This window comes from Paenibacillus sp. KS-LC4, from assembly GCF_036894955.1.
In the GTDB taxonomy this organism is placed as follows: Bacteria; Bacillota; Bacilli; order Paenibacillales; family Paenibacillaceae; genus Pristimantibacillus.
In genome coordinates this window covers 1635936-1662917 of sequence record NZ_CP145905.1, presented here as the reverse complement: position 1 = coordinate 1662917, position 26982 = coordinate 1635936, and the positions used below count along the sequence as shown (strand labels likewise).

The 26982-nt window shown below is 48.0% G+C and carries 22 protein-coding genes and 2 riboswitches; of the genes, 5 read left to right on the top strand and 17 right to left on the bottom strand.

Annotation, left to right across the window (positions count from 1 at the left end; all coding sequences use genetic code 11):
• Positions 1-25 precede the first annotated feature (25 nt).
• The 13 genes from V5J77_RS07170 to metA form a co-directional block, all read right to left on the bottom strand.
• Positions 26-157, bottom strand: a complete 132-nt coding sequence (locus tag V5J77_RS07170) for a hypothetical protein (protein WP_338555093.1) — start codon at positions 155-157, stop codon at positions 26-28.
• A 65-nt stretch (positions 158-222) separates the two neighbouring features.
• A complete protein-coding gene (locus tag V5J77_RS07165; RefSeq protein ID WP_338555092.1) occupies positions 223-867 on the bottom strand; it encodes a 3D domain-containing protein in 645 nt (214 codons plus the stop codon).
• A 75-nt stretch (positions 868-942) separates the two neighbouring features.
• Positions 943-2880, bottom strand: coding sequence for a threonine--tRNA ligase (thrS, locus tag V5J77_RS07160; RefSeq protein ID WP_338555090.1), 1938 nt, complete (start codon positions 2878-2880; stop codon positions 943-945).
• A gap of 440 nt (positions 2881-3320) precedes the next feature.
• Positions 3321-3557 carry a hypothetical protein gene (locus V5J77_RS07155; RefSeq protein WP_338555089.1) on the bottom strand — a complete coding sequence of 79 codons (237 nt, stop codon included), beginning with the start codon at positions 3555-3557 and terminating at the stop codon, positions 3321-3323.
• Positions 3550-6756 (bottom strand): efflux RND transporter permease subunit, encoded by a 3207-nt coding sequence (locus tag V5J77_RS07150; protein ID WP_338555088.1) that lies wholly within the window; start codon positions 6754-6756, stop codon positions 3550-3552. Before V5J77_RS07150 ends, V5J77_RS07155 begins: the two co-directional genes overlap by 8 nt.
• Positions 6757-6839: 83 nt before the next feature.
• Entirely contained in the window at positions 6840-8216 is a 1377-nt protein-coding gene (locus tag V5J77_RS07145) for an ATP-binding protein (RefSeq protein ID WP_338555087.1), read from the bottom strand.
• The gene (locus V5J77_RS07140; RefSeq protein ID WP_338555086.1) at positions 8209-8892 is read right to left on the bottom strand and encodes a response regulator transcription factor; all 684 of its coding nucleotides are present in this window, start codon (positions 8890-8892) and stop codon (positions 8209-8211) included. Before V5J77_RS07140 ends, V5J77_RS07145 begins: the two co-directional genes overlap by 8 nt.
• Positions 8893-9060: 168 nt before the next feature.
• The gene (locus V5J77_RS07135; protein WP_338555085.1) at positions 9061-10002 is read right to left on the bottom strand and encodes a putative sporulation protein YtxC; all 942 of its coding nucleotides are present in this window, start codon (positions 10000-10002) and stop codon (positions 9061-9063) included.
• A 104-nt stretch (positions 10003-10106) separates the two neighbouring features.
• On the bottom strand, positions 10107-11078 hold the full coding sequence (locus tag V5J77_RS07130; RefSeq protein ID WP_338556612.1) for a DMT family transporter: 972 nt from the start codon (positions 11076-11078) through the stop codon (positions 10107-10109).
• A gap of 149 nt (positions 11079-11227) precedes the next feature.
• A riboswitch (FMN riboswitch) is annotated at positions 11228-11376 on the bottom strand.
• Positions 11377-11666: 290 nt separating this feature from the next.
• A complete protein-coding gene (gene mqnC, locus V5J77_RS07125) occupies positions 11667-12803 on the bottom strand; it encodes a cyclic dehypoxanthinyl futalosine synthase (RefSeq protein ID WP_338555084.1) in 1137 nt (378 codons plus the stop codon).
• A gap of 194 nt (positions 12804-12997) precedes the next feature.
• Positions 12998-14170, bottom strand: a complete 1173-nt coding sequence (locus V5J77_RS07120) for an aminotransferase class I/II-fold pyridoxal phosphate-dependent enzyme (protein ID WP_338555082.1) — start codon at positions 14168-14170, stop codon at positions 12998-13000.
• A 4-nt stretch (positions 14171-14174) separates the two neighbouring features.
• Positions 14175-15338 carry a PLP-dependent transferase gene (locus V5J77_RS07115; RefSeq protein ID WP_338555081.1) on the bottom strand — a complete coding sequence of 388 codons (1164 nt, stop codon included), beginning with the start codon at positions 15336-15338 and terminating at the stop codon, positions 14175-14177.
• Positions 15339-15364: 26 nt separating this feature from the next.
• Positions 15365-16282 (bottom strand): homoserine O-succinyltransferase, encoded by a 918-nt coding sequence (metA, locus tag V5J77_RS07110; RefSeq protein ID WP_338555080.1) that lies wholly within the window; start codon positions 16280-16282, stop codon positions 15365-15367.
• 100 nt (positions 16283-16382) lie between these two features.
• Positions 16383-16489: riboswitch (SAM riboswitch) on the bottom strand.
• Between the two features lie 386 nt (positions 16490-16875).
• Here metA and corA point away from each other — a divergent pair.
• On the top strand, positions 16876-17811 hold the full coding sequence (corA, locus tag V5J77_RS07105; protein WP_338555079.1) for a magnesium/cobalt transporter CorA: 936 nt from the start codon (positions 16876-16878) through the stop codon (positions 17809-17811).
• Between the two features lie 366 nt (positions 17812-18177).
• Here the strand turns inward: corA and V5J77_RS07100 are convergent, their stop codons facing one another.
• The gene (locus tag V5J77_RS07100) at positions 18178-19431 is read right to left on the bottom strand and encodes an MFS transporter (RefSeq protein WP_338555078.1); all 1254 of its coding nucleotides are present in this window, start codon (positions 19429-19431) and stop codon (positions 18178-18180) included.
• A gap of 249 nt (positions 19432-19680) precedes the next feature.
• On the opposite strand from V5J77_RS07100, the gene V5J77_RS07095 reads away from it, so the two are divergent.
• The 3 genes from V5J77_RS07095 to V5J77_RS07085 all read left to right on the top strand — a co-directional run bounded on the left by V5J77_RS07095 (position 19681) and on the right by V5J77_RS07085 (position 22555).
• Positions 19681-20583: a LysR family transcriptional regulator gene (locus tag V5J77_RS07095; protein WP_338555077.1), complete on the top strand. Its 903-nt coding sequence runs from the start codon at positions 19681-19683 to the stop codon at positions 20581-20583.
• Between the two features lie 37 nt (positions 20584-20620).
• A complete protein-coding gene (locus V5J77_RS07090; protein WP_338555076.1) occupies positions 20621-21430 on the top strand; it encodes a histidinol-phosphatase in 810 nt (269 codons plus the stop codon).
• 270 nt (positions 21431-21700) lie between these two features.
• Positions 21701-22555 (top strand): DMT family transporter, encoded by an 855-nt coding sequence (locus V5J77_RS07085; protein WP_338555075.1) that lies wholly within the window; start codon positions 21701-21703, stop codon positions 22553-22555.
• Positions 22556-22597: 42 nt separating this feature from the next.
• Here the strand turns inward: V5J77_RS07085 and V5J77_RS07080 are convergent, their stop codons facing one another.
• Entirely contained in the window at positions 22598-22996 is a 399-nt protein-coding gene (locus V5J77_RS07080; protein WP_338555074.1) for a DoxX family protein, read from the bottom strand.
• 203 nt (positions 22997-23199) lie between these two features.
• Here V5J77_RS07080 and V5J77_RS07075 point away from each other — a divergent pair, with 203 nt between their 5' ends.
• A complete protein-coding gene (locus V5J77_RS07075) occupies positions 23200-23508 on the top strand; it encodes a helix-turn-helix domain-containing protein (protein WP_338555073.1) in 309 nt (102 codons plus the stop codon).
• A gap of 932 nt (positions 23509-24440) precedes the next feature.
• Here V5J77_RS07075 and sdhB read toward each other — a convergent pair.
• Positions 24441-25205 carry a succinate dehydrogenase iron-sulfur subunit gene (gene sdhB, locus V5J77_RS07070; protein WP_338555072.1) on the bottom strand — a complete coding sequence of 255 codons (765 nt, stop codon included), beginning with the start codon at positions 25203-25205 and terminating at the stop codon, positions 24441-24443.
• Between the two features lie 2 nt (positions 25206-25207).
• On the bottom strand, positions 25208-26965 hold the full coding sequence (gene sdhA, locus V5J77_RS07065) for a succinate dehydrogenase flavoprotein subunit (RefSeq protein WP_338555071.1): 1758 nt from the start codon (positions 26963-26965) through the stop codon (positions 25208-25210).
• Positions 26966-26982: the final 17 nt, after the last annotated feature.

Sequence of the window (26982 nt, the reverse complement as noted above, 5' to 3'; positions counted from 1 at the left end):
CTCGCTTATTTATTGGAGCAGCGAGTTATTTCTGCTTTTTTCGTGTCGATTTAGCGGCTGTATTGCTCGTTTCATTGTTGTGCACAAATTCTTCTGCAAACTCGGTATTTAGCTTTTGGTTCGATTGAGCTGCTTTATTGCTTTTGTTCTTGGCCATGTTGGTTGTTCACCTCCCCGTCCATGTTAGTATGGCGGGTTACGGTTCTAATATGCATGTTACTGTTACGATTCAAGGTAAGCCTCGGGCAAGCCTTTTCCTGCCTCAGCGGCCTTGTTCACCTTATTAAGCCAAGCCTGAGACAGCTTGCCGCTGCCTTTGCGAATGATCTCTACCTCCACGGTACGCTTGCCCCATTGCTTGAATACATCCGCCGTCGTCTCGAAATACAAATCAATGCGACTGCCCTTAATAGCTGATCCCGTGTCGGCTACGACGCCATACCCGTATCCGGGAATATAGAGCAGTGAGCCAATCGGGAACAGCTTTGGATCAGCCGCAATCGTGGATACCATATCCCTGCGAACCTTCACACCCGAATACGTGATCCCATAGCTCGGATGACCTGGCCGTTTCCCTGTCGATTCAACTCCGGCTGTATAGCCTGTTGCGACGACCTTCACTTTATTGTACGTCGGTTTTTGCGACGCTTGCTGCTGCTTGGTTTGAAGCTGTTTATCTTTAGCTTTAGCTTTTCCCGCTATCCCTGTCTTTTGGAACGCTTCTGGACTGACTATTGCTGGCATATGCTGTGTCAACGTCGCCTGATCAGGCTTCTTGTTTGGAAATGTTGTTATACAGAGCGTAAGCAGCACGAGCGCCGCAATTGCGAGCAGCATTTTTTTATATTGAAAAAAGCTTGTAACCATTTGGGCACTTCCTCCTCTGAAGAAGATTGCCCAAGTGGCACAAGCTTTATGCAAATGAGCTGCTGCTAGCTGCTCTTATATGGCCTTTGTTTTAATTTCTTGCTCCAGCAGTTCAGCTGTTTCGGCAATCGATTTGGCACCGATATCACCTTCGCCGCGCTTGCGAATTGAAACGGAGCCAGCTTGCATTTCGTTCTCGCCAACTACGAGCATATACGGCACTTTCTCCATTTGCGCCTCGCGAATTTTGTAGCCAAGCTTCTCATTACGAAGGTCGCTTTCTACGCGAATGCCCGCCTCCTGTAGCTTCTCAGCCACTTCACGCGCATATTGCTCATATACAGTGGAAACCGGAATAACCTTCGCTTGAATCGGCGACAGCCACAGCGGCAACGCGCCAGCAAAATTTTCAAGCAGGAACGCCGTCATGCGCTCCATTGTGCTGATAATGCCGCGGTGAATAACGACTGGACGGTGCTTCTTGCCGTCTTCTCCAATGTATTCAAGCTCGAAGCGCTCTGGAAGGAGGAAGTCCAGCTGTGCTGTGGATAGCGTCTCTTCTTTGCCCAGCGCGGTTTTGATCTGAACGTCCAGCTTCGGACCGTAGAAAGCCGCTTCGCCTTCAGCCTCGAAAAATGGCAGATCCAGCTCCTCGACGACCTCGCGAAGCATACGCTGTGACATTTCCCACATTTCATCATTTTGGAAATATTTCTCGGTATCCTGCGGATCACGGTACGATAGACGGAACCGATATTCCTTAATGCCGAAATCTTCGTATACTTTGCGAATCAGGTTAACGACACGGGAGAACTCTTCCTTAATCTGATCCGGGCGACAGAAAATATGCGCGTCATTCAGCGTCATCGCGCGAACGCGGTGCAAGCCAGTCAGGGCACCGGACATTTCATAACGGTGCATCGTACCCATCTCTGCAATACGCACCGGCAAATCGCGATAGCTTCTCATATCGCTTTTGAACACCATCATATGATGCGGGCAGTTCATTGGGCGAAGAACAAGCTCTTCGTTATCCAGCACCATTTTCGGGAACATATCCTCGCTGTAGTGCTCCCAGTGGCCGGATGTTTTGTAAAGCTCTACGTTAGCCAGTACAGGCGTATACACATGCTCATAGCCAAGACGCTCTTCCATGTCCACGATGTAGCGCTCCAATGTACGGCGTACCTTTGCCCCATTTGGCAGCCAGAGCGGCAGGCCTTGGCCAACCTCTCGCGAGAACGTGAACATTTTCAGCTCGCGTCCCAGCTTGCGGTGATCGCGTTTTTTCGCTTCCTCAAGGAAGTGCAAATGCTCATCCAGCTGTGCTTTTTTCGGGAACGCTGTTCCGTAAATACGCTGCAGCATTTTGTTTTTGGAATCTCCACGCCAGTAAGCGCCTGCTACGCTGAGCAGCTTGAAGGCTTTAATCCGTCCTGTAGACGGAAGATGCGGCCCACGGCAGAGGTCAAAAAATTCGCCCTGATCATAAATTGTAATTTCCGATGCCACAGGAAGATCGCGGATGAGCTCCAGCTTGAGCGTGTCGCCAATATCGGTAAATACAGCAATCGCTTCATCACGACTGACGACGCGGCGGCGAATGTCGAGATTTTGCTGAACAATTTTATCCATTTCCTTCTCGATTTTCACCAAATCTTCCGGAGTAATGGACTGCTCCATATCTATATCATAGTAGAACCCATCCTCAATAACGGGTCCAATACCGAGCTTAAGATCAACATCGGCATATAAACGCTTAATTGCCTGTGCCATCAAATGCGCTGTGCTGTGACGGTATACCTCCAGGCCGTCAGCAGAATCCAAGGTTACGATTTCAACCTTTGCATCCTCGCTAATTGGCGTATATACATCAACGGTTTTCCCGTCAATTTTACCGGCAATGGCATTTTTGCGCAGCCCGCTGCTAATTGAGCCAGCTACCTCTTCAATTGTAGTTCCCGCTTCATATTCCCTTATTGCACCATCCGGCAAAGTTACTTTAATCGCCATTATTATCATCCCTTCCATTCGTTAAGCTGCCAAGCTGCTGCATTCTGAACGCAAAAAAAGCACGCATCCCGCGAAGGGACGAGTGCTTGTACGCTCGTGGTTCCACCCTAATTCGATTGCCCGCCTAACGCTTGCATAACAGCGTATTTCATCCCGGCTGGAGTCAATCCTTCATTCATCTGGTAACGGAGATTTCCGGTATAGCCTAATGGCGCTTCACGACTTGAAGCCTGTTCAGCTCTACAGCTACAAAGTGGTATATTTACATTGATCTGGAAGGAAATTTCAGCCCCGTTTCCTCTCTCTGAACCAGTTGAACGTGTAAATACATGTCTTTATCATTGCCTTTTCATCTTATATCAGCATAATTATAGTCCTGAATAGCAAGCAGGTCAAGCGTTAGAACACACATTGCCTTAAGCGCCTTTATTATACGAGGCCTACGACCATCCTTTTCCTTTGTATATGCTGCGGCGGCGTACACGAACGATCCGATATACGCTGATTGAAAGCAGAATGAGGAAGAGCGGCATTAGCGCCACCTCGCTGCCCTGCCGCGTCGGCACCTCAGCGAAAGCAGCTCCAAGCATTAGTACAGCAAGCACGCCAAACATCATGAATCTTCTTCCATTACGTCCATTCATCGTTCTCACTCCCTCTTCCTCATTCCTAGTCATTGAATATATCCGCTTCATTAACCTTGTGTTTTTTCCACACCATTTCATAAATGACCGGCATGACGATCAGCGTGAGCAGCGTCGAGCTGAATAACCCGCCAATAACCGTGATCGCAAGGCCACCTGAAATGAGGCTCGTCGAGGAGCCGGATAACGCTAGCGGAACAAGCGCAAGCATCGTTGCAAAAGCCGTCATTAAAATCGGTCTAAGCCTTGTTCTTGCCGCCTCTACGATCGCTTCTGTGATGGTTATGCCCGCTTTGCGATTTTTCTCCACCCGATCAAGCAGTACGACCGCATTGGTGACGACGATGCCGACCAGCATCAGCATCCCAATCATGCCGCTCATGGACAGCGACTGGGCTGTCAGAAGCAAGGCGCTCAATGAGCCAATCGGTATAAACACCAGCGAGGCTAAAATAATAAGCGGTGTACGCAAGCCTCCAAACGTCATGCTCATAATAATAAACACGAGGCCAATCGCTGCCGCCATGGCGATGCCAAGGCTTGCGAAGCCATCATTGATCATTTGCAGGCCGCCGCCTACTTTAAGCTCCACACCCGAGGGCAGCGTCAGGCTGTCGATATCCGCCTGCACCTGCTTTGTCACCGCAGATACGGCACTCGCATCCTTCACCGTTCCACTGACAAGAGCGTACATTTTGCCATCATCATGGCTAACCTTAATCCAAGCGTTCTGCTCTGTTATATCAGCAATATCCTTCAGCCTCTTCATGCCCGCAGCAGTAGGAATCGTTATATTGCCCAGCTCTTCCTTAGTGGCAATTTGCTGTTTATACGATAAAGTGATGGCTTGCTCCTTATTATCAATTTTGTAAGTGCCCGCATCGACTGGTCGAAGCTGCTCACCAGTCAGCTGCATAATAAGATAGGGGCTAATATTGGCATTGATGCCGCTCTGGTTAAGGGAAACGACCCATTTAGGCGTAACCTCATCCATATTGTTCGTAATATCCTTTAAATCGCTGCTTTCCTTCATTAGCTTTTCGATTTGAAGGGCTGCCTGCGCCAGCTTGTCGGCGCTGTCTGAATAAATGCTGACATCAATATTGTTGCCCGAAGGCGGTCCCTGCTGTTCGCCCGCTTTAATATTAAGCGTCGTACCTGCCTGCTTTGCAGTCACTACTGCCAGCAGATCCGTCTGCAGCTTTGAAGTCAGCTGCGCCATATCGCTTCCTTCAGCAAATTGAGCCGTAATGGTTGCTTTATTGTTGCCGCCGCGAGACAGAAGCGGATTCGCACCTGCACCGCCAATGGAAACCTCATAGCTCTCTACGTTTTCCAGCTTGCTTAAATAGGCCTCCACCTCGCCGCTGACATCGTCGGTCTGCTTCAGGCTGCTTTGTGCTGGCAGGGCAACATCAATAGCTAAGCTTGGAGTCGCACTTGTCGGCAGAAAAGCAACACCGATTAAAGGAATTAATCCCAGCGAACCTATTAATAGCACGACAGCAGATGCTAATACGAGTGCTTTGCGCTTCAGCGCGCTGCGAATGATTTTTTCAAAACCATTTGAAAGTCTGCTTTCCTTCGTATGCGGCTTAACCCTTCTGAAAAAGCGACTGCCCAGCACAGGTATCAGCATCATCGACACGAATAGCGAGATCGTAATGGAGAGAACGACAGCAATCGAAAACGGACGGAAAAACTGTCCAATAATTCCGCTGACAAAAGCGAGCGGAGCGAAGACGACAATCGTCGCCGCCGTGGACGAGGCTACCGCCCCGATTACTTCGCGGGTCGCTTGGTAGGCCAGCTCCTTGCCGCTCATTTTCTCGCCTTTTTCCTGACGCCATCTATATATATTTTCAATCACGACGATGCTATCGTCGACGATTCGTCCGACGGAAACGGCGATGCCGCCCAGCGTCATAATGTTTAGCGTATAGCCCATTTGATCCATAATCGCAATCGTGGCAAAAATAGAAATCGGCAGCGACAAAATCGAAATAATCGTCGCTCTTACATTGCGTAAAAACAAAAATATAATGAGCACGCAAAACAATGTACCGTACAAGCCTTCATGAATAAGGCCGGATACGGATTGTTTAATTTCCTGTCCTTGGTCAACAATGACATGATAATTCAGCTCGCCTTGACCCTGATAACGGTTGAGCAGCTCTCTCACATTGTCAGACACATCTGCCGTGTTGGCATCCTGCGTCTTCTGAATCGAAATAACAAAGCTCGGCTCGCCATTAAAGCGGGTAATTTCATTTTGCTCCGATACCGTCTTAATGTCGGCAATTTCACCCAGCGTGATAGCGGAGGCTGGCGCTGCTGACGCACCACCTGAAGCTCCAGAACCGCTTGATGCTCCTGCTCCTACAGCTGCACCTGATCCTGCACCCGTTCCTACTCCTGATCCTGATCCTGATCCTGCTCCTGCTCCTGCACCGCCAGCGTTTCCTGATGCAGAGCCTGCGGCTCCGCCTCCAGCCGATGCCATCAGCTTCAGCTCTTCAAGCTGCTTCAAGCTGTCAAGGCTGCCGGTCAGCCGAATCGGAATGACCGTCTCCTCCTGCGATACAGAGCCCAGTGGCAGGGCGTAGTCTAGCCCCTGAAGCGCGGTGCGAATGGAGCTGAGCGTAATGCCATGCTGCGCTGCTTTATTTTTATCTACAACAATTGCAAGCTCATTCGTAGCTGTACCCTTCAGCGTTACGTTTCCTACTCCAGCAAGCTTTTGCAGCTCAGGTATGACGCTGCTTTGCAGCTCATCAGCAAGCTTGGTCGAATCTCCTTCGGCTGCGAATACTGCCGCTTGATAAATAGGCTGGCTATTAGCCGACAAGCGCTGCACCGTAACATTGGCATTATCGGCTAGCTTTAGCTTGCTTAGCTCAGCCTCCACCTCGCTGTATTTTTTGTCCATATCCGTACCGAAAGGAAACTGGATAAAGATGCTGGCCGCATTTTCAGCAGAGGTGCTCGTCAGCGACTCATATCCCTGCACCCTCTTCAAATGGTCCTCAATCGGCCTTGCCACCTCCGACTCAATCTCCTCCGTAGAGGCGCCAGGCTGCATCGCCTGTACGAACACAGCTGGAAAATCCAGATCCGGAAACGTCTGCTGCTTAATTTGCGTGGAGGCGTACAAGCCATACCCAAGCACCAAAGCGCATAATAAAATAACAGCAACACTATTTTTCAAGCTAAATTTGGTCAATTGCTTCAATGTATATCTCTCCTCTCGCTGTGTTACCTCCTTCATCATAATGAGTAATTTTGTACAAATTATGTACAGAATCGCCGTTTGCCCTAATTGGTTTTATTTGGAGGAACGAGCGGCAGTATGACCGTCATCTTCGTCCCTTCGGCCAGCTTACTCTCTACCCTGATTTCTCCCGCATGGAGCTCGACAATCCGCTTAACGATGGAGAGGCCGATGCCATTTCCGCCAAACGCACGCTCGCGGGCTTGATCTATTTTATAAAAGGGCTTGAAGATGTGCTGAAGCTCCTCCTCCGGAATGCCCACTCCGCTGTCAGCAACCGACACGCTCACGCTATGCTGGCTTGCCGTCAAGCTGATCGCAATGACACTACCAGCCCCTGTGAACTTAATCGCATTGCTCAGCAGATTCGTCCAAAGCTGGCTCAGCTTATCCTCATCTGCCCAAATTATGACAGGCTCCAGATCCAGCTCGAGCTTGATGCTTTTGGTAGACCATAGCGGCTCGCTGGCAATCATGACATCTTTAAGCTGCTCATCCAAGCGATATTCGCTCATATTGGGTTGAATTTGATCATGCTCTAGCGAGGAGAGCTTAAGCAAATCCTGCGTCAGCCGCGATAGGCGGTCGCTCTCCTCCTCAATTATAGTGAGCAGACGAAGACGGCTTTCCTCATCCAGCTTTTTCTGCTTAAGCGCCATTGTGAAGCCTTTAATTGATGTAATCGGAGACTGGATTTCATGTGAAACGTCCGAAACAAACTGCCTTCTCACCCGCTCCAGCGAATCGAGCTCGCGTGCCATCTGATTAAAGCTTGCCGTCAGCTCACCGATTTCATCCTTGCGTTTCGTAACAAGCCTGATGCTGAAATCGCCTTTCGCCATTTTTCGAGTAGCCATGGTCAGATGCTTCAAGGGGCGCACCATATAGCGGGAGGTCACAATGATGAGAAGTGTGCCAATGAATAGAACGAGAATTAGCTGCATGCGGAAATAACCGAAAGCGAGATTGGCAACGCCATTCGTTTCAGGCTTTATAAATAAGGCGTATGCTTGTCCTTCAATTTGAAAAGGAAGACCGACGACGAGCCGGTCATAATCTTTGTCCGCCCCGCCCCGATAAACGCCGCCGCTGAGCACGCCGCGCAAAGCTTCCCCATCCACATCCAGCTTATGTCCGGCGATCCTGTCGGTTGCGTGAAGCGGTCTGCCTTGTTCGTCATAGACGATAAAGGTGAAAATCGGCAGTGCGGTTATGCCCTCCATTAAAGCATCCAAATTGTTGGGGTACGAAAGCTTGTAGGATTCAATTATCGTTTTGCCGCTAACAATTAAATTGTCCTGAACGTAGTTTCGAAGCTTATGACTAAACAAAAAATGGGTCATAAAGAAGCTTAAAATGACGCTAGCCATAACCGATGCGACAAACATAAGAATAAAGCGGACATACAGCGATTTAATCACGATATACCTCCAGCCGGTAGCCAAGCCCCCAGATCGTCACGATTTTGAAATCCTGCTCATATGCGGCAAAACGCTCTCTCAGACGCTTAACATGCGTATCCACAGCCCGCTCATCACCCTCGTAATCATAGCCCCATATTTGTTCAATTAATGAATCGCGCTTGAATAGCTTGCCCGGATAGCTCGCCAGCAAAAACAGCAGCTCAAATTCCTTAAGCGGTATGGATTCACTTGTACCTGTATCCTTATAGCGAATTTGATAGCTCGTTTTATCAAGCGTGACTTGACCTAAACGAACGATTTGCGAGATGGAGATGCGATACCGCTTCAGCAGCGCCTTCACTCGCATCACCAGCTCCATCGGGTCAAAAGGCTTTACCATATAGTCGTCAGTGCCCAGCCGAAAGCCTTTAATTCGCTCGGGTGCCTCCCCTTTGGCGGTAATCATCAATATCGGCTTGTCCCCCGCTTCACGAACCCTTCTGCACAGCTCCCAGCCGTCCATCTGCGGCATCATAATATCGAGAATAATAAGATCAACCGAATGATGGCTATAGTAGTCCCAAGCGTCTACGCCATTGCTTTGCTCTATAATTTCCATTCCTTCATCCTCCAAAAACAAACGGAGCAGCTGCCGGATATGCGGATCATCATCCACTACGAGTACAGTCGTCATGCGTGTTCCTTCTTCCCCATTTAAAGTACAGTTCTATGTCATAGTGTAATACACAATTTTGTATTATTTATGTATTTCTTTCATTAGAAAAAAACTCGCCGAATAACGGCGAGCCTGCTGCTAGTTTTTTGGCGAATTCATCATGCGGAACCATTCTACTGACTTGTTTTAAGGCTGAGTAACGCCATCATTCCATTCCCCCATTGCGTGGGAGCACAGAATACAATCACTGCAAACCGACACCCGGTTGTCAAAAATCGTTTCAATCGTCCGAATGACCTGCATATCGACATGCTGCGTATGAACGACAATTTGCTTAGGTGATGCGGCAATCAGCGAGCTGATAACCATGTCCTCAATATTCATTTCCGTTTCCAGCATTTCGGCTACCAAGCGGTCGGAATGCGGCTTAGGCTCGAACAATTGAAATTTGTCATTATACAGCATAAAATCGTGGTTGCCTTTGTGAACCAAATGAACCATTGCGACCTTTGATTGCTGCAGCCCAACAAAATATTTTAGCAGCGAAATAAACTCCTGATATTGCTTATCGAGCACATATTCATCCAAAGCATACTCCACAATGTCACCTAGTTCGTGACGATACCCGTGAAGCCTGAAGGTGGCGATGCCGCCAAGGTCAAGCCGTGTATTTTCATTCAAATACAGCTCGATCTCCTCGGCTACCTTGTGCTTTCTCCGCCTTCTATCCGCATCCAGAAACTTGGCGTTCAAGCCATCCAGATCGGTATCCTGCATGAGCTGGCTGCAATATTTTTTAATAATGGAAACATCATTGGAATGGCCGCCCTGATATTTTTTCTTAATGATGCTGATGAGCATTTCAGATTCCAAATTAGTTACAACATATTCCGCGAGCGCTTTCGCAGCACTGCGGTACAGCATTTCTCCGTGCTTATTCAGTTGAAAATAAGGCGTTGCCGACTGGCACATTATGGTACCGTCGGACTCCAAATCGAACTGCACCAACTGACTCTGGGATGCTGCTTCAATATGTAAATCCTCATTCGTATATTGTGTCATTAAGGCTGCTAACCCAGCTGCTGTTGATTGTAGCTTGGAAGGCAGCGCAACGGTAAACAGTTCCATAAACAAGCCAGCCCCTTTCATTCCCCTTATACAGTATATGGCGCATGCAGCAGCGATATACGATGAAGACATTGGGAATGAAGGGGCTGAAAATGAGCCTTAGTTTATGCAGCAGCTTGTGGTTTCTGAGCCGCCTGTTCATTGCTGCTTCGGCTCATGAGCCATAGCGTCAGCCAAATAAGCAGGAAGCCGCTCAGCTGTCCTAACGTGAGCGACTGACCAAATACGAGCCAGTTAATCAATACGCCAACGGCAGGGAAGGATAGCTCCGCAAGCGTCGCGTATACAGCTTTAGTTGAGGAAAGCCCTTTGTAATACAGCAGCATGCTGATTAAGCCTGGGAAAAAAGCTTGAAACAATAAATTGACGGCAATGAGCGACAGCTGACTGCCTTGTGCGTTCAGGCTCCATGCGTCGCCGCTTGCAAGTAATATGACGCTGAGCAGCGGCAGAGCAAGCAAAAACCTAAGGGACGTCACGATAGAAAAGGATAATTTCTTTTGCAGCAAATATTTGCCCATAACGGTCGAGCCGCCCCATAATGCCGCCGCTATAATGGAGAACAAGCAGCTAAGAAATGCAAGATCATGCAGGCCAACAGTCGGCGATCCAAACCCAAAGGTCAACAAATAGGTGCCCGCCAGCGCCGCCAGCAAAAAGACGAAAAACTTCTGTGGCAGCTTTTCCTTCAGCAAAACTCTGGCGAGCAATACTGCAAATAATGGCTGAAGCTTCTGAAGCAGCAGCACCGCATTGGCGCTGCCATGAGAAAAGGCAGCGGTGAATAATACGGTAGCTACTGCCGAGCCGCCCCAAGAAATAAATAGCAGCGCGCCAATAACACCAATCGACAGCTTGCCGACTAATGTGCGGCGAAATTTAAACAATACAGGCATTGCGTAAAAAGCGAGCAAAATATGCTCAATAAATACAATTTGCGCCGAGGTGAAGCTTTTGAGCAATAAAATACGGAACAGCGGGTCAAGCCCCCACAGAGTCGCGCCAAGCGCCACATACCATATTCCATTAATGCCCGCAATGCGTGATGTTCGCCAGCCCGCTTTCTCGCCAGCCAGCTCTAGTGTGTTTTGCAATTCAAAAACCTCCTGAGAAAGTTTTGAATTGAACCTTCTTTTACTATGAAAAAGAAACAATGCCCCTGTCAGCAAACTGACAAGGGCATCATCAACAAACCTGTTAAATGAGTATCATTTAACAAGCTGGTTCTGATCTTCTCCCGTCCGGACTATACCGTCGGCTCTGGATTCTCACCAGATCAGTCCCGGCTGCAAGCAGCGAGGAGTCGCGGGCTCTGGATGCTCCGAACGCATCCTTACCGCCGGTAGGGAATTGCACCCTGCCCTGAAGATTCATATTCGATTAAGTCGTATTGTAACATAGAAGATTACAGTTTGAATAGTCTATTTGTGTGGAAAAATGGCCGTTGGCAAAAATATTTTATTTTTCCGATCTATTTTCTTGGATTTTATCTATTTCTCGATCAAACCTCTAGCCCATCGAGGTGTCAAAAGTGTGAAATGCTGCACTAGAAGCAATAACAAATAACGCTCATCCCTGCCTATCCTTTAACGGATAAAATAAGAGATAAGCGTTATTCCTTATTCATTATCAAAAATAGTTCCGCATTAGCCAGTGGCTACAAGCTAATTTTGCATCACAAAGTCCTGCTCAGCCTTGTCGCTATCGTTGTACATCCGCAAAATTTCATAGCGTGTATTGCGCTGCGCCGGAACCTTGCCCGATTCACGAATGAGCTGCAAAATCAGCTCAATGTTGACCTTGTGCGTCGTGCCCGCAGCGGACACCACATTTTCTTCAATCATTGTGCTGCCGAAATCGTTGCAGCCATAGGATAGCGAAAGCTTGCCCATTTCAGGCCCCATCGTTACCCATGAAGATTGCAAATTATCAATGTTATCAAGGAAAATTCGGCTAATCGCTACTACCTTCAAATACTCCTCCGGCTTCGCCTTCTCCATCGGCATTCTCGTATTATCCGGCTGGAACGGCCACGATATAAAAGCAGTAAACCCTTCAGAGTCGTAGCCATTCGCTTTGCACTCGTCCTGAACGTCACGAATGCGCAGCAGGTGCAAGGCACGCTCCTCCATCGTTTCTCCAAAGCCATATACCATCGTAGCTGTCGTATTCATGCCATGACGATGAGCCGATTTCATAACGTCGATCCAGTCCGTATAAGAGCCCTTCTTGCGGCTGATTTTACGGCGAGTCCGATCATCGAGAATTTCCGCGCCGCCGCCTGGCAGCGAATCCAGACCTGCTTCATGCAGCTGGCGAACGACCTCATCGAGCGACAGACCATTTGAAACTTCCTTCATCTTCTGAATTTCCGCTGGCGAGAAGGAGTGCATCGTAATGTCCGGGAAGCGCCGCTTGATTTCCTTCAGCAAGTCCGTGTAATAGGTAAAAGGCAGATCCGGATTCGTCCCGCCCTGCATCAAAATTTCAGTTCCGTTCACGTCAATCGTTTCTTGAATTTTGTTCATAATCGTCTCGTTATCGAGCACATAGCCCTCTTTGGAGCCTGGGGCACGGTAAAAGGCGCAAAATCTGCAATAAACGTCGCACACATTCGTGTAGTTGACGTTTCTTCCTACAACGAAAGTCGTTATAGGCTCGGGATGCTTGCGCAGCATAATTTCATTCGCGACCTTACCCATTTTCTCAATCTCGTCGGATTCGAACATAATAATACATTCTTCCAAGCTTATTCGCTCACCCCGCAGGGCCTTATCCAATATCTGGTCCAACGTTGCCATTACGCAAGACCTCCTTATCTATCGCTGTAGTTTTGATGTTGCGCTTTTTTTCACAAACTAATTAAGTATAAGTTAATTTTATCATACTAAGCTCATATTCGTCATCTTTCGTTTACAGGCTTTACAGCCTTAAAAAAGGAAAAACACGGCTTGTCAGTTATGACAGCCGTCTTTTCCTCCACTTTACGCAGCCGTTAGCCGCGCAAAGCCTGATCCAAATCTGCTAGCAAATCTTCAATATGCTCAAGGCCTACCGAATAGCGTACGAGGCCATCAGTAATACCGCGTTCATGTCGTACTTCCTTCGGCATTGCCGCGTGAGACATCATCGCTGGATACGATAAAATGCTTTCTACGCCGCCAAGGCTGACCGCTACAAGCGGGAGCTTCACGCGGGCAAGCATCGCTTTCGCCCGTTCGCCGCTGCCTACATCGAAGGATACGACAGCGCCATAGGCGGAGCATTGCTGCTCATGCACGTCACGACCCGGATGATCCGCAAGGCCAGGATAATAAACCTTCGTCACTTCCGGATGCTCATTCAGCCAATCCGCCAGCTTGCGCGCGCTGCGCTCGCTATGCTCCATACGCGCTTGCAGCGTCTTGATGCCGCGCATAAGCAGCCAGCATTCATGGGCGCTCAGCACGGCGCCAAGGCCATTTTGCAGCTGATACAGCCTGCGTCCGAGCGCTTCATCCGCCGTTACAGCAAGACCGGCAAGCACGTCGCTGTGGCCGCTCAGAAACTTGGTCGCGCTGTGCACAACAATATCTACACCTAGCTCAAGAGGGCGTTGATAATAAGGCGTCATAAACGTATTGTCCAAAATCGTCAGCAAATGATGCTCCTTCGCCCACGAAGCCACCTGCGAAATATTGGTGATTTTTAGCGTCGGGTTGGAAGGCGTCTCGATAAATACCGCCTTCGTATTCTCTTTATAGGCAGCTTTTACGGCTTCAAAATCCGTCATATCGACGAACGTCGTCTCCATACCCAGACGATTAAGCACCGTCGTCAGCAGGCGATATGTACCTCCATACACATCCTCAGTCACAATAACATGGTCGCCCGCTGACAGCAGCAGAAACGTCGTTGAAATGGCCGCCATGCCGGAGGCAAAGGCAAAGCCTCGCGTACCGCCCTCCAGCAGCGCAATTTGGTCCTCCAGCGCCTGCCTTGTCGGATTGCCGGAGCGACTGTAATCGTAAGGCGGATTTTGGGACAAATCGCTTTGATGGAATGTAGACGCCTGAAAAATTGGCGTGCTGGACGCACCCGTCTGCTCATCAAATGATCCTTCGAAATGAAGCAGCTTCGTTGCAAAATGACGCTTGGCGTACTCCTCTTTGTTATGTCTGTCGCTCATGCTGCTATACCTCCCCGATCTCTTGCTTAGCCGCGGCAAGCGCCTGCTCCAAATCGGCAATCAGGTCATCCGCATGCTCAATGCCAACGGAGAAGCGCAGCAATTTATCATCGACGCCGACTGCACGGCGGATTTCCTCTGGAATATCAGCATGCGTCTGCACGGCCGGATAGGTCATCAAAGACTCAACACCGCCCAAGCTTTCCGCAAAAGCAATCAATTGAATATGGCGTAAAATCGGTTCAATGTAACGGGCATCCTTTACGCGGAAGGAGAAAATGCCTGTATTGCCCGACGATTGGCGGCTTTGCACCTCATGCCCTGGATGATGCGGCAAGGCTGGATAATACACCTCTTCAATAGAAGGATGCTCAAGCAAGTAATTCGCAATTTTAGTTGCATTATACTCATGGCGCTCCATCCGCAGTGCCAATGTTTTCATGCCGCGCATTAACAGCCATGAATCCTGCGGCCCAAGCACCGCTCCAATGGAATTATGCAAAAACGCCATTTCCTGCGACAGCTCTTGTCCCTTCGTCACAATAAGGCCTGCGAGCACATCGTTGTGTCCGCCCAAATATTTGGTCGCACTGTGGACAACGACATCTGCGCCCAGCTCAATTGGACGCTGGAAAAACGGCGTCAGCAGCGTATTGTCTACAATCGTCAGCAAGCCCTTGGACTTCGCCCATGAAGCGACACGCTCAATGTCGGTAATCATCATTAACGGATTGGTTGGCGTCTCAATTAGTACCGCCCTCGTATTCGGGGTACACAGCTCAATCATCGCATCAATGTCGTTCGTATCGACATAGGATGCTGTAACTCCATATCTCGACATAATTCGCTCCAGCAGGCGGTAAGTGCCGCCGTACAGATCAAGCGATACGATTAAATGGTCGCCTTGATGAAACAGGCCGAATACCGTTTGCAAAGCCGCCATGCCAGAGCTGCAGGCGAAGCCGGCATCGCCTGATTCAAGCTTGGCAGCCGCCTCTTCCAATACGGCGCGGGTAGGGCTTTTTGTGCGAGCGTAGTCAAATCCTGTGCTCTGTCCGAGCTTTGGATGGCGGAAGGCCGTTGCCTGATAAACGGGGAAGCTTACGGCACCGGTTTCCGTATCCTTTTGCGAACCAATTTGCGCTAATTCACTTTCGATTTTCAACATGGGCTATTGCTCCTTCTATTATAGAGTTAGATGTTTGCTCCCAAATCAAATGGCGTCTGCTGGTACACGTAATAGTTGAGCCAATTCGAGAATAGCAGATTAGCATGCGCCCTCCACGAGGAGTATGGCACTGCTTCCGGGTTATCACCCGGGAAATAGTTTTTCGGCAAGGCAATGTCGAGCCCCTTACCCTTGTCGCGTTCATACTCGTTTTTCAAGGAGAAAGGATCATATTCCGAATGCCCGCTGACGAAAATTTGACGGCCATCCTTGGAAGCGACAATGTAAACGCCCGATTCAGCCGAATCCGACAAAATTTCCAGTTGTTCAACCTTCTCAATATCTTCGCGACGCACTTCCGTATGACGGGATTGCGGCACGAGGAACGCTTCATCGAAGCCGCGAAGCAGCTTGACGTTCTGCTTCTCAATCGTATGGTGGAACACGCCGAAAATTTTATGATCCAATTCATATTTAGGCACGCCATAATGATGGTAAAGTCCTGCCTGCGAGGCCCAACAAATATGGAAGGTCGAAGTGACGCGCCGTGCGCTCCAATCCATAATGTCCTTCAGTTCCTCCCAATAATTCACGTTCTCAAAATCCAGATGCTCTACAGGAGCGCCTGTAATAATTAAGCCATCGTAAAATTCATGGGCAATTTCGTCAAACGTTTTGTAAAAAGCATGCAGATGCTCGTAGGACGTATTTTTCGACGTATGCGTCTTCGGACGAAGCAGCACAACCTCCACCTGCAACGGCGTATTGCCGATCAAGCGAAGCAGCTGGGTTTCCGTAGTTTCTTTCTCAGGCATTAAGTTCAAAATCGCGATACGAAGCGGACGAATATCCTGATGATATGCAACGCTTTCATCCATGACGAAGATGTTTTCACTACTTAATATTTCTTTGGCTGGTAAATGATCAGGAACTTTAATTGGCATGCGAGTCACTCCTTTGATGAGGTTATCAGCATTCCCAAATATAAAAAGACCCTTTCTGTCGAGAGAAAAGGTCGTTTGCTCAAAAAATAAGCGTTCGCCTCTCTCATCTCTCAGAAACATTGAAATGTCTCCGCAAGAATTAGCACCGTGCTTACGCCGGTTGCCGGGCTTCATCGGGCTAGTCCCTCCGCCTGCTCTTGATAAGAAAGTAGTTCTATTCAATTAAGGAATTGCTTCTTATAAGCCTACTTTAATGGATTCAGGCAGGCGCGTCAACCCTGTTAACTGCATATGCTATCGAAGGCTGATTTTTAGGCTGCATTTACGGTTTTTTCGCTTGAATGTAAAGCTGCTGCGGGAGTATACTAGACAAGGATTGTGACGCTGTGCAATTGAGCAGGTGTTTTATATCCAAAAATTCACATGATAAAGGAGTGCATACGGACATGGAAGGCGACCGACCGAGGCCTGAACACAACCGAATATGGCGGCTGCCCAGCCACTGCGTATTGCGCCCTGTTTTCTATAAATAACAGTGCTCTGTGCAAGCGGCGATGGCGGCCTCCTGTCCATTTCAGAGAGGAGATGCACAGATGAAAATCCGTCTGGTCAACAACGGCTTGTTTACCCCTATTGAAGATATTGCTGATACGCTCATTCCATCGCCGGAGGGCTTCTATTGGATTGATGCCGATGTGGAGGATTTGGCTGTATTGCAGCCGCTTTTCCACATGCATGACCTCGCGGTAGAGGATTGCCTCACCGAGGAGGAGCAGCGCCCTAAGATTGAAATTTATGAAAGCCATTATTTTATTGTTATTAACAGCATTCGCTTTGATGATGAAGAAATTTTCCTGCGCGCGCTGAATATATTTCTAGGCCGCCATTATATTATTACCGTTACGAAGCAAAAAATTAATGAGCTGCGCTCCCTGAAGCCTATCCTGTGGGAGCAGGAGGTCAGCCGTCCCGATTATTTTTTATACAATCTCGTCGATATTGTCGTCGATAACTACTTCCTCGTAGCTGATCGAATTGATACACGAATCGAAACGCTCGAAGAAGACATATTAATGCATACGAAAAAATCGCATCTGAATGAGATTATCGGTTTGCGCGGTGAAATTTTGTGGCTCAAGAAGGTGCTTGGCCCGCAGAAGGACGTTATCGCTACGCTGAACAAACGCGATCTCAAGCTGATTGATGATCAGCTTCAAAAATATTTCAGCGATATTTATGAAAATGCCGTCAAAATCGCCGAGACCTTCGATACGTTCCGCGAGCTGATGGGCAACTTGCGAGAAGCTTATCAGTCAAGTATTTCGGCTCGCGCCAATGAAATTATGCGCGTGTTTACCGCGATGACGACAATATTCATGCCGCTGACCTTCATTACCGGTATTTACGGGATGAACTTTGATTTTATTCCTGGCATGCATATGCGGGGCGGGTCGTATATTTTGCTCGGCATTATGCTTGCGCTGGGCTGTGGGATGTTTTTTATTTTCCGCAAAAAGGAATGGTTGTGACCGTAGGGCACAACCTCAAATGAAAATCATTAAGACCGCCTCGTAGAAGCCTGATAGAAAAGATTCGTCGCTGCGTAAAAGGTTTGGATTCCGGTCGCTGTTGCCTCTGCATTTTTCTGATTGATACCGCGCTTCGGTAAAAATGAAGATGCAAAGGCGAACGCTGCGCTCCTCCATCTCAAACCTTTTACTCCGCTCGCCTTTTCCATCAGGCTTCTACTTTTTTACGGCTTAGATGCTTTTATTTGCTTTTGTGCCGATGATTTATGGAGTACATTCGCTTTTTTAAGCTCATGGTCAACCTTAATAAAACGCAAAGCCCGGCGGCCAGTCCCCATCTTTGGAATGGCGCCGGGCTTCATATGTTCAAGCATTAATTACTCCCTCATCCCCGGCCAGCGCCTCTGCTCTGCCCTTCGTCAAATTGACGAACATCAGCAGCACAATGCCGATAATGAATAACGCTATAAGCGAGAGGATAGCGATACGGGTAGAGCCTGTAACTGTGGCAACTACCGAGAACAGCAGCGGTCCTACAACAGATGAAAACTTGCTGGACAGCGAGAGAAAGCCAAAAAACTCACCCGATCTGGACGGCGGCACCATGCCCGAATAAATCGAGCGCGAAATCGCCTGACTGCCTCCCTGCACGACGCCAACCATAATCGCCAACAAATAAAAATGCAGCGATGACGTCATAAAATATCCTAAAATGACAATAACGACATAAAACCATAACGACACATATAACAGCCTTTTCGAACCAAAACGCGCTGCAAGTCTGCCGAATACAATCGTACATGGAAATCCGACAAATTGCGTAATAAGCAGCGCCTTAATCATATCATCCGTATTAATGCCGATTCCCTGACCATAGATGGTTGCCATCACAACAACCGTATTAATGCCATCGTTGAAAAATAAAAACGAAGCCATATATTTCAGCAGCTCCGGATATCGCTTAACCGTTTGCAGCGTGCCGCGCAGCCTTGTGAAGCCTTTGCCAAGGGCGGTGCCAAAACCGACCTTACCCTTTTTCACAGGCTCCTTCACCGAACGAAGCAGCGGCAGCGAGAATACAAACCACCAAATGCCTACCGTTACAAATACCATTTGGGTCGCAAAGGTTTTATTAGGAAAACCGAATAGCTCGAAATTTTGAATCATCAAAATATTAACGAGCAGCAGCAAGCCTCCGCCAATATAGCCATATGCATAGCCTTGCGCACTCACGACATCCCTGCGCTCCATCGGCACGCCATCCACCAGCAGCGCATCATAAAAGGTATTGCCTCCAGCAAAGCCCATCGTTCCTATAATTAGCAGGATTGAAGCCAGCAGCCAGTCCCCTTCGCCAACAAACGCCATCGCGGCACTAGAGGCGGCTCCCATTAGCATAAAAACCGTCAGAAATTTGATTTTGGAGCCCATATAATCGGCTACCGCTCCCAAAATCGGCGACAGCACCGCAACGAACAGCATCGCAATGCTTTGGGTGTATCCCCAGTAGGCTTCCGCCTTCGTTCCTGATAAATTAGACGCTGCCACACCTGAATAAAAGATGGGCATGACGGTCGCCATCATCGTTGCCGCAAATGCCGAATTGGCCCAGTCGTACATCAGCCAGCCTCTTATTGCTTTCCTGTCCAGTTGTAACGCCTCCTCATATACGTACCTTCGTCCAACACTCTTCGACAACGCCACTCTATATCCTCTATGAATAATACATAAAGCTTCTCCTGCTTTTTGCCGTCTCGCCGGATTTGCTTTATAATAGTAAGCAACGCTATCACAATGAAAGGCATTTGCGCCTGCAAGCCGATTTTTATAAGCGTGTTATCGCTTCACTAAATTTGGAGGGGGATTGTAGTGAATATTAGCCAACTTGAAACACTCCTCACCATTTCCAAAACGATGAGCTTCCGCAAGGCGGGTGAGTTGCTTAATTTAACTCAGCCTGCCGTATCCGCACAAATCAAGACGCTTGAAGAGGAATTCAAGACGGTTCTGATTGACCGCAATCAGCCTGTGACCCTTACCGACCATGGACAAGTTTTTCTAGAGCATGCCGAGAAAATTTTGCTTATTGTCGAGGAGCTTAAGGCTAAGCTTTCAGACCTCAATACGACGCCTCAAGGTCACATTTTACTTGGAACGACCTCTTCGATTGCGATTCAGATTTTGCCGCGGGTATTATCTTACTTTCAAGACCAGTTTCCGCTCATTAAAACAACGATTCATACGATGCCGTCCTCGCAGGTGACCGCCAGTGTGGAAAATGGCAGCATCGACATCGGTATTTCTTACTTATTTGAAAAAAATCCAAATTTGCACTCATCCACTCTTTATTACGATACGTTTGAGCTTGTTGTATCCCCGGAGCATCCGCTGAGCGATTTGAAGCATACTACCGTAGAAGCGCTCAAGGACATCCCTATGATTATGCTGGCACCCGACACACTGGGACGGCGCTTCGTTGACAAAATTTTTCGTCAGTACAACATTCAGCCGAACATTATGATGGAGCTATCGAGCAGCGAAGAGGTGAAGCGCATGGTTGAAATTAATCTCGGCGCCGCTGTCGTCTCCAAGCTATCCATTGCTGAAGAGCTGCGGCGGGGCTCGCTCAAGATGATTAAAGTAAATGAGCTTGAAATTAGCCATCCAGTCGGCGTCGTCTACAAGTCCGGCAGATATTTAAACACGGCAATGCAGCAGTTTTTAAGCGATCTCAAGGGCATGCCGGAGCATCAATTCATAAGCAGCGAATAAGCTGTCAGCGCATTTTCAACTCAAGGAGGAAACAGCTATGAAATTTGATCTGCACACCCATCACGAACGTTGCGGCCACGCCGACGGAACGATTGAAGACTATATTACTGCCGCACTCGACGCAGGTTTGCAGGCCATCGGCATTTCTGATCATTCGCCTTATTTCGGCCATAAGGACGATCGCCCTTTTCCTGGCATCGCTATGGCGCAATCCGAATTTGACAACTACATAAAGGAAGTCCTTGAGCTTAAAGCAAAATATGAGGGCCGTATTGAAGTGCTGCTCGGTATGGAATCAGATTTTTTCCCTGAACGTCTTCCCGCTTATCGCGACGCCTACGAAGGCGTACCGTTCGACTACATTATCGGCTCTGTCCATCAGGTAAGCGGAGTAAGCATTTTTAATCGCAACCGCTGGAAAGGCTTAAGCGAGAAGCAGCAAATCGAAGATAAGCGCCGTTATTATGATCTGATTAGCCAATCGGCCCGCAGCGGCATGTTTGACGTGCTGGGGCATATTGATGCAATGAAGGGCTATTACCCTGCCTTCTCCGACATTAAAGCCGATGCCGAAATTGATGATACGCTTCGCATTATTGCGGAAAACGACGTGTCGATTGAAATTAATACTTCCGGCAGTACAAAATATGTAGGCGGCTGGTATCCATCCGATGACATTTTAGAGCGTGCCAATCATTTCGGCGTCACAGTGACCTTCGGCTCCGATGCCCATGTTCCAGCAAGGGTCGGCGACGATTGGGATCGCGTCAGCAAACGCCTCAAGGAAATTGGCTTTAAAAAATGGGTCTTCTACCGCCAGCGCAAGCAGATTATCGTGCCGCTGTAGGCCTTTTGCTTAATGAACCTCTTGAAATGATGCTGTTTTGCTGTTATCAGCAGAGCAGCATCTTTGCGTGTGGATCGTGCAAGCAGCAAGCCAGCATGAAACATCTAATTAAAAAAAGTGGACCTGCGCCGAGCGCAGGTCCGGATTCGATATATTAAAAGGGGGTCTTGTTTATTATAATAACCTAGTATTGTAATAGGGGTATAACAGAATCATTTCATTTGTGTAACAAATGAAACATTACGGTAAATATTTTGGGAGTTGAACTTAATGTGGTTAACAATTGCCATCTCTAGCGCCTTTTTATTCGGATTAGCGGGCTGGTGGATGAAAAGAAGCCAGATGGGCGGCGGCACGACCTCCGCGCTGCTGCTTGGTCTTTACGCCTCAGGCTCGGTCGGATTTGGGATTCATGCCGCGTTCGAGGGCTCGCTTGTTTCGTTAGCCGATTACCGGGTCTGGGTTGCTGGAGCGATCATTGGGATAGGCTCTGCCATAGGCAACGCGGTGTTTATGAAGGCGCTGGACTATGGTCCGGCAAGCCTGACCTCTCCACTGACGAATATGAACATCGTGCTTGTCGTTGCATTAGGCACACTTGTTTATAAGGAGCCGCTTCACCTTATGCAGGCTTGCGGCATTTTGCTACTGCTCCTAGCGGTTGTGCTTATATCTTATAGAAAACAAGTACAAGCCGTCCCTGCCCAGAAGCAGTGGTTTTTCTACGTTGGCGCGGCGGTGTTGTTTTTCACCTTCCGCAATGGCGGACTGAAGGTAACAGAGGAATGGGGATTTTCCAGCGCACCGATTTTATTCGTTGGCTATTTGCTCCCCTATCTCTGGTTCGCTTTGCGAACCCAAGAAAAAAGCAGTCCGTATAGCAAACCCGCCTACCGAACAGGCTTGCTATACGGACTGCTTGCCGGCCTTTTCTCCTACGCTGGCCTCCAGCTTTATGCAACTGCACTGGCGACAGGTCCAGCTAACCTAGCTGCGCCAATCTTCGCGACGAACAGTCTCGTGGTAGCAGCAGGGGCTATTTTAATTTACAAGGAAAAGCTAAATGCCGCCCAGTGGGCGGCATTCGCATGCATGATGATTGGGCTTGTTGTCATTCGCTTATAGCGACTGGCAGCAGGCTTTTTTAATACGAAGCTGATTTTCCTCTTATTTAAGCAAGGCGTCGATGGACCATTCTCCAGCACCAGTTAAAGCAACACCGACAAATACAGCAATCAGCACCAGATTATATTCGTAGCCATTCTGTGTTGACCACAGCCCATTAGCACCATGCACTTTAGCGATCGCCATAATCATCGGGATGATTAACAGCACCGCGCCAAGCCATGTCCATAAGCCTGCCGCAAACAGCAAGCCGCCTACCGCTTCGCTTAGTCCTGCTGCAAGTGCCATCAGCACACCCGGTTTAACACCAATTGAATCCAGCCAGCCGCCCGTGCCCTTCAATCCGTATCCACCGAACCAGCCAAACAGCTTCTGCGCTCCATGACCCACCATCAACAAACCCAATACTACCCGAATAATCAATAATCCTGTGTCTAACATGTTAACCTCACCCTTCGTCTTTTGTTTGTTTTCGCAGCTGCAATACTTGCTCACTGCGTTTCATAAACCCATCTTAATATATAAACTAACTTTTGTAAAGTATATATTTAAAATAAAGTTTTATGGCAATATGGTGCTTATATGCACTTACTTTTCCAAAGTAGATATGTTATAATAGGTTAAGAAGAAACGGGGTGATCAGGTTGGATTATTCAACAATGTGCCCAAAGTATGAAGCAGCGGCCGAAATTTTAGGCAAGAAATGGACCGGTCTCATCATTCGGGTGCTACTAGCTGGACCAAAGAGGTTCAAGGAGATCAAGGAGCAAATTCCGGATATGAGCGACAAGATGCTTACGGACCGGATGAAGGAGCTTGAGCAGCTTTCCATTATTAAACGAACGGTATATCCAGAAATGCCTGTTCGCATTGAATACGAATTAAGTGACAAGGGCCATCATTTACAGCCTGTCATTCAATCGATTCAAAAGTGGGGCGAAGAGTGGCTGTAACAAGCCAGCTTTAAGAGCTATTAGTAGGAAATGCATAAAGCCAGCAAAAAAGAACCGTGAGAGCGGTTCTTTTTTGCTGGCTTTATATAAATAATAAAGTTGGAATCCTTTCCAATTTGAATCTCAGTTATTATTTATGACTTTTGGAACAGCTCCAATGCAAGATTATAACGCTTACCAAGGAGTGGCAGAAGCTTTAAGTATAACCGTTCCTTTTGGAGCACCTGCTCCTCCGTAAATAGTCACTGTGTAAGTACCTGAAGGAACAAGTGGATTATTATCATTATTTATAAAATTCACTCGTTCACCATTTGCTGCAATGGTTTGATTAAAGATAACTGTTCCCTTAGTATTATGCCTTACCTCAACTCTAAAAGACTTTCCTCCCGTGTTTTCCACATGCAAATTAATATGTGGATATCCAATCTGTACTGTCCATGAGTTAACCGGGTCTGCAATAGTATTATTTAATAAATCCCAATTTAGTGTACTGGTTTGGTTTTCAAAAGGAGTAATTCCAGTGGGCTCATCTCCTACTTTGGAAGATGTGTTTTTATTAAACCAAAAACAAAAAGTAAATACAATTATAACAAAAATAAATAATGAAATAACAATATAGATGAATTTATTTCTAATTCTAACAACTTCCCCTCAATAAAATTTTCCGATAAAATAAATTATAACATATACAGGTTAAATTGAGCAAATATAAAACATTACAATTTTCTCCCTATTATCAGGATGCATTTTTTCGTTATGTGATCAACATCATTTTAAATATAAGCTTGCTTATGCTATTTTGTTACTAGGCATTAATGTCTTATTCACGGCTGATCATTGACAAGCGCCATAATCTCTTTTATTATTGATACTGATTCTCATTATTACAGTATAAAAAAAGCCTTCCACCGCTCAGGTGGAAGACCTTATATTTAAAATCCAAGCCATTTTTTGAACAGATGCTTCGTTGTATCTTTGTTGATTGCCGCAATCGACGTCGTAAGCGGAATGCCCTTCGGACAAGAGCGAACACAGTTTTGCGAGTTGCCGCAGCCCTCAATGCCGCCATCCTCCATCAAGGCTTCCAGACGCTCTTCCTTGTTCATTTCTCCCGTAGGGTGAACGTTGAACAAGCGAACCTGAGAAATGGCCGCAGGACCAACAAAGCTATTGCGATCATTGACGTTCGGGCAAGATTCCAGACATACGCCGCACGTCATGCACTTGGAAAGCTCGTAAGCCCATTGACGCTTCGATTCTGCCAGGCGCGGGCCAGGACCGAGATCATAAGTGCCATCAATCGGAATCCATGCCTTAACGCGTTTGAGGGCGTTAAACATGCGCTCACGATTGATAACAAGGTCACGCACAACCGGGAACGTACGCATGGGCTCCAGACGTACAGGCTGCTCCAATTGGTCGATCAGTGCGCTGCACGCTTGGCGCGGCTTGCCGTTAATAACCATGGAGCAGGCGCCGCAAACTTCTTCCAGACAGTTGGATTCCCAGCATACTGGAGCTGTATTGCCGCCATCTGCCATCGTCGGATTACGCTGAATTTCCATTAGTCCGCTAATAACGTTCATATTCGGGCGATACGGAATTTCAAATTCCTCTTTGTAAGGCGCAGAATCCGGGCCATCCTGACGAGTGATAATGAACTTGACGGTTTTTGTAGCAGTAGTCGTATCAGCCATCTTTATTCTCCTTTCTTCTTGTTCGCTGTGTAGTCGCGTTTACGCGGTGAAATAAGGGAAACATCGATGTCCTCGTACGAAATTTGTGGACCTTCCTTCGTCCACGTCGCAATCGTTGACTTCATGAACTTCTCGTCATTGCGCTCAGTGAACTCCGGCTTGTAATGCGCACCGCGGCTTTCGTCACGAAGCAGGGCACCCAGGGTCATAGCCTCGGACAGCTCAAGCATATTCCATAGCTGGCGAGTGAAGGCGACGCTTGAGTTGTTCCATTTCATCGAGTCATTGATGTTGATATTGTTATAACGCTGCTTGAGTTCTTTGATCTTGTTGATCGTTGCTTGCAGCTTGTCGTTGAAGCGAACAACCGTCATATTGTTGGTCATCCATTCGCCAAGCTCCTTGTGCAGAACGTAAGCATTTTCTGTACCGTTCATGGCAAGAATGCTTTCGTATTTATTCGTCTGGCGTTTTTGCTCACGGTCAAATACGGAGGAAGCCACGTCAGCCGAAGCCTTCTTCATGCCTTTAATGTACTCTACCGCTTTCGGACCTGCGACCATACCGCCGTAGATTGCCGACAGCAGCGAGTTCGCTCCGAGACGGTTCGCACCATGGTATTGATACTCGCATTCGCCTGCTGCAAACAAACCAGGGATGTTCGTCATTTGGTTGTAATCCACCCACATGCCGCCCATCGAATAGTGAACCGCAGGGAAAATTTTCATCGGCAGCTTCCGTGGGTCATCACCCATGAACTTCTCATAAATTTCAATGATGCCGCCGAGCTTCACATCAAGCTCCTTCGGATCTTTATGAGAAAGATCAAGATAAACCATGTTCTCGCCATTAATGCCGAGCTTCTGATCGACACAGACGCTGAAAATTTCACGAGTCGCAATATCGCGCGGTACAAGGTTTCCGTAAGCCGGATATTTATCCTCAAGGAAGTACCAAGGCTTGCCGTCTTTGTAAGTCCATACGCGTCCGCCTTCGCCACGTGCCGATTCGGACATCAAGCGCAGCTTGTCATCGCCTGGAATCGCGGTTGGGTGAATTTGAATAAATTCGCCGTTCGCATAATTAACGCCTTGCTGATACACCGCACTTGCTGCTGTACCTGTATTAATAACCGAGTTCGTCGTCTTGCCAAAAATAATACCAGGACCACCCGATGCCAATATAACGGCATCACCAATAAACGTCTTCACTTCCATTGAACGCAAATCCTGTGCAGATACTCCGCGGCAAATGCCTTCGTCATCCAGAACCGCGCCAAGGAATTCCCAGTGCTCGTATTTCGTTACGAGACCGGCAGCTTCCCAGCGGCGAACTTGCTCGTCCAAAGCGTATAGCAGCTGCTGTCCCGTTGTGGCACCTGCAAATGCAGTACGGTGATACTGTGTACCTCCGAAACGACGGAAATCGAGCAAGCCCTCCGGCGTACGGCTGAACATAACGCCCATACGGTCCATTAAGTGGATAATGCCTGGTGCTGCTTCACACATTGCCTTAACTGGTGGCTGGTTAGCGAGGAAGTCTCCCCCATACACCGTATCGTCAAAATGCTCCCAAGGCGAGTCGCCTTCACCTTTTGTATTTACCGCTCCATTGATGCCGCCCTGTGCGCAGACGGAATGGGAACGCTTCACCGGCACGATCGAGAACAGATCAACGTGCATGCCAGCTTCTGCTGCCTTTATCGTAGCCATTAGACCGGCAAGGCCGCCGCCTACGACGATTATTTTATTGTTAGCCATCACGCTTCACTCCTTGT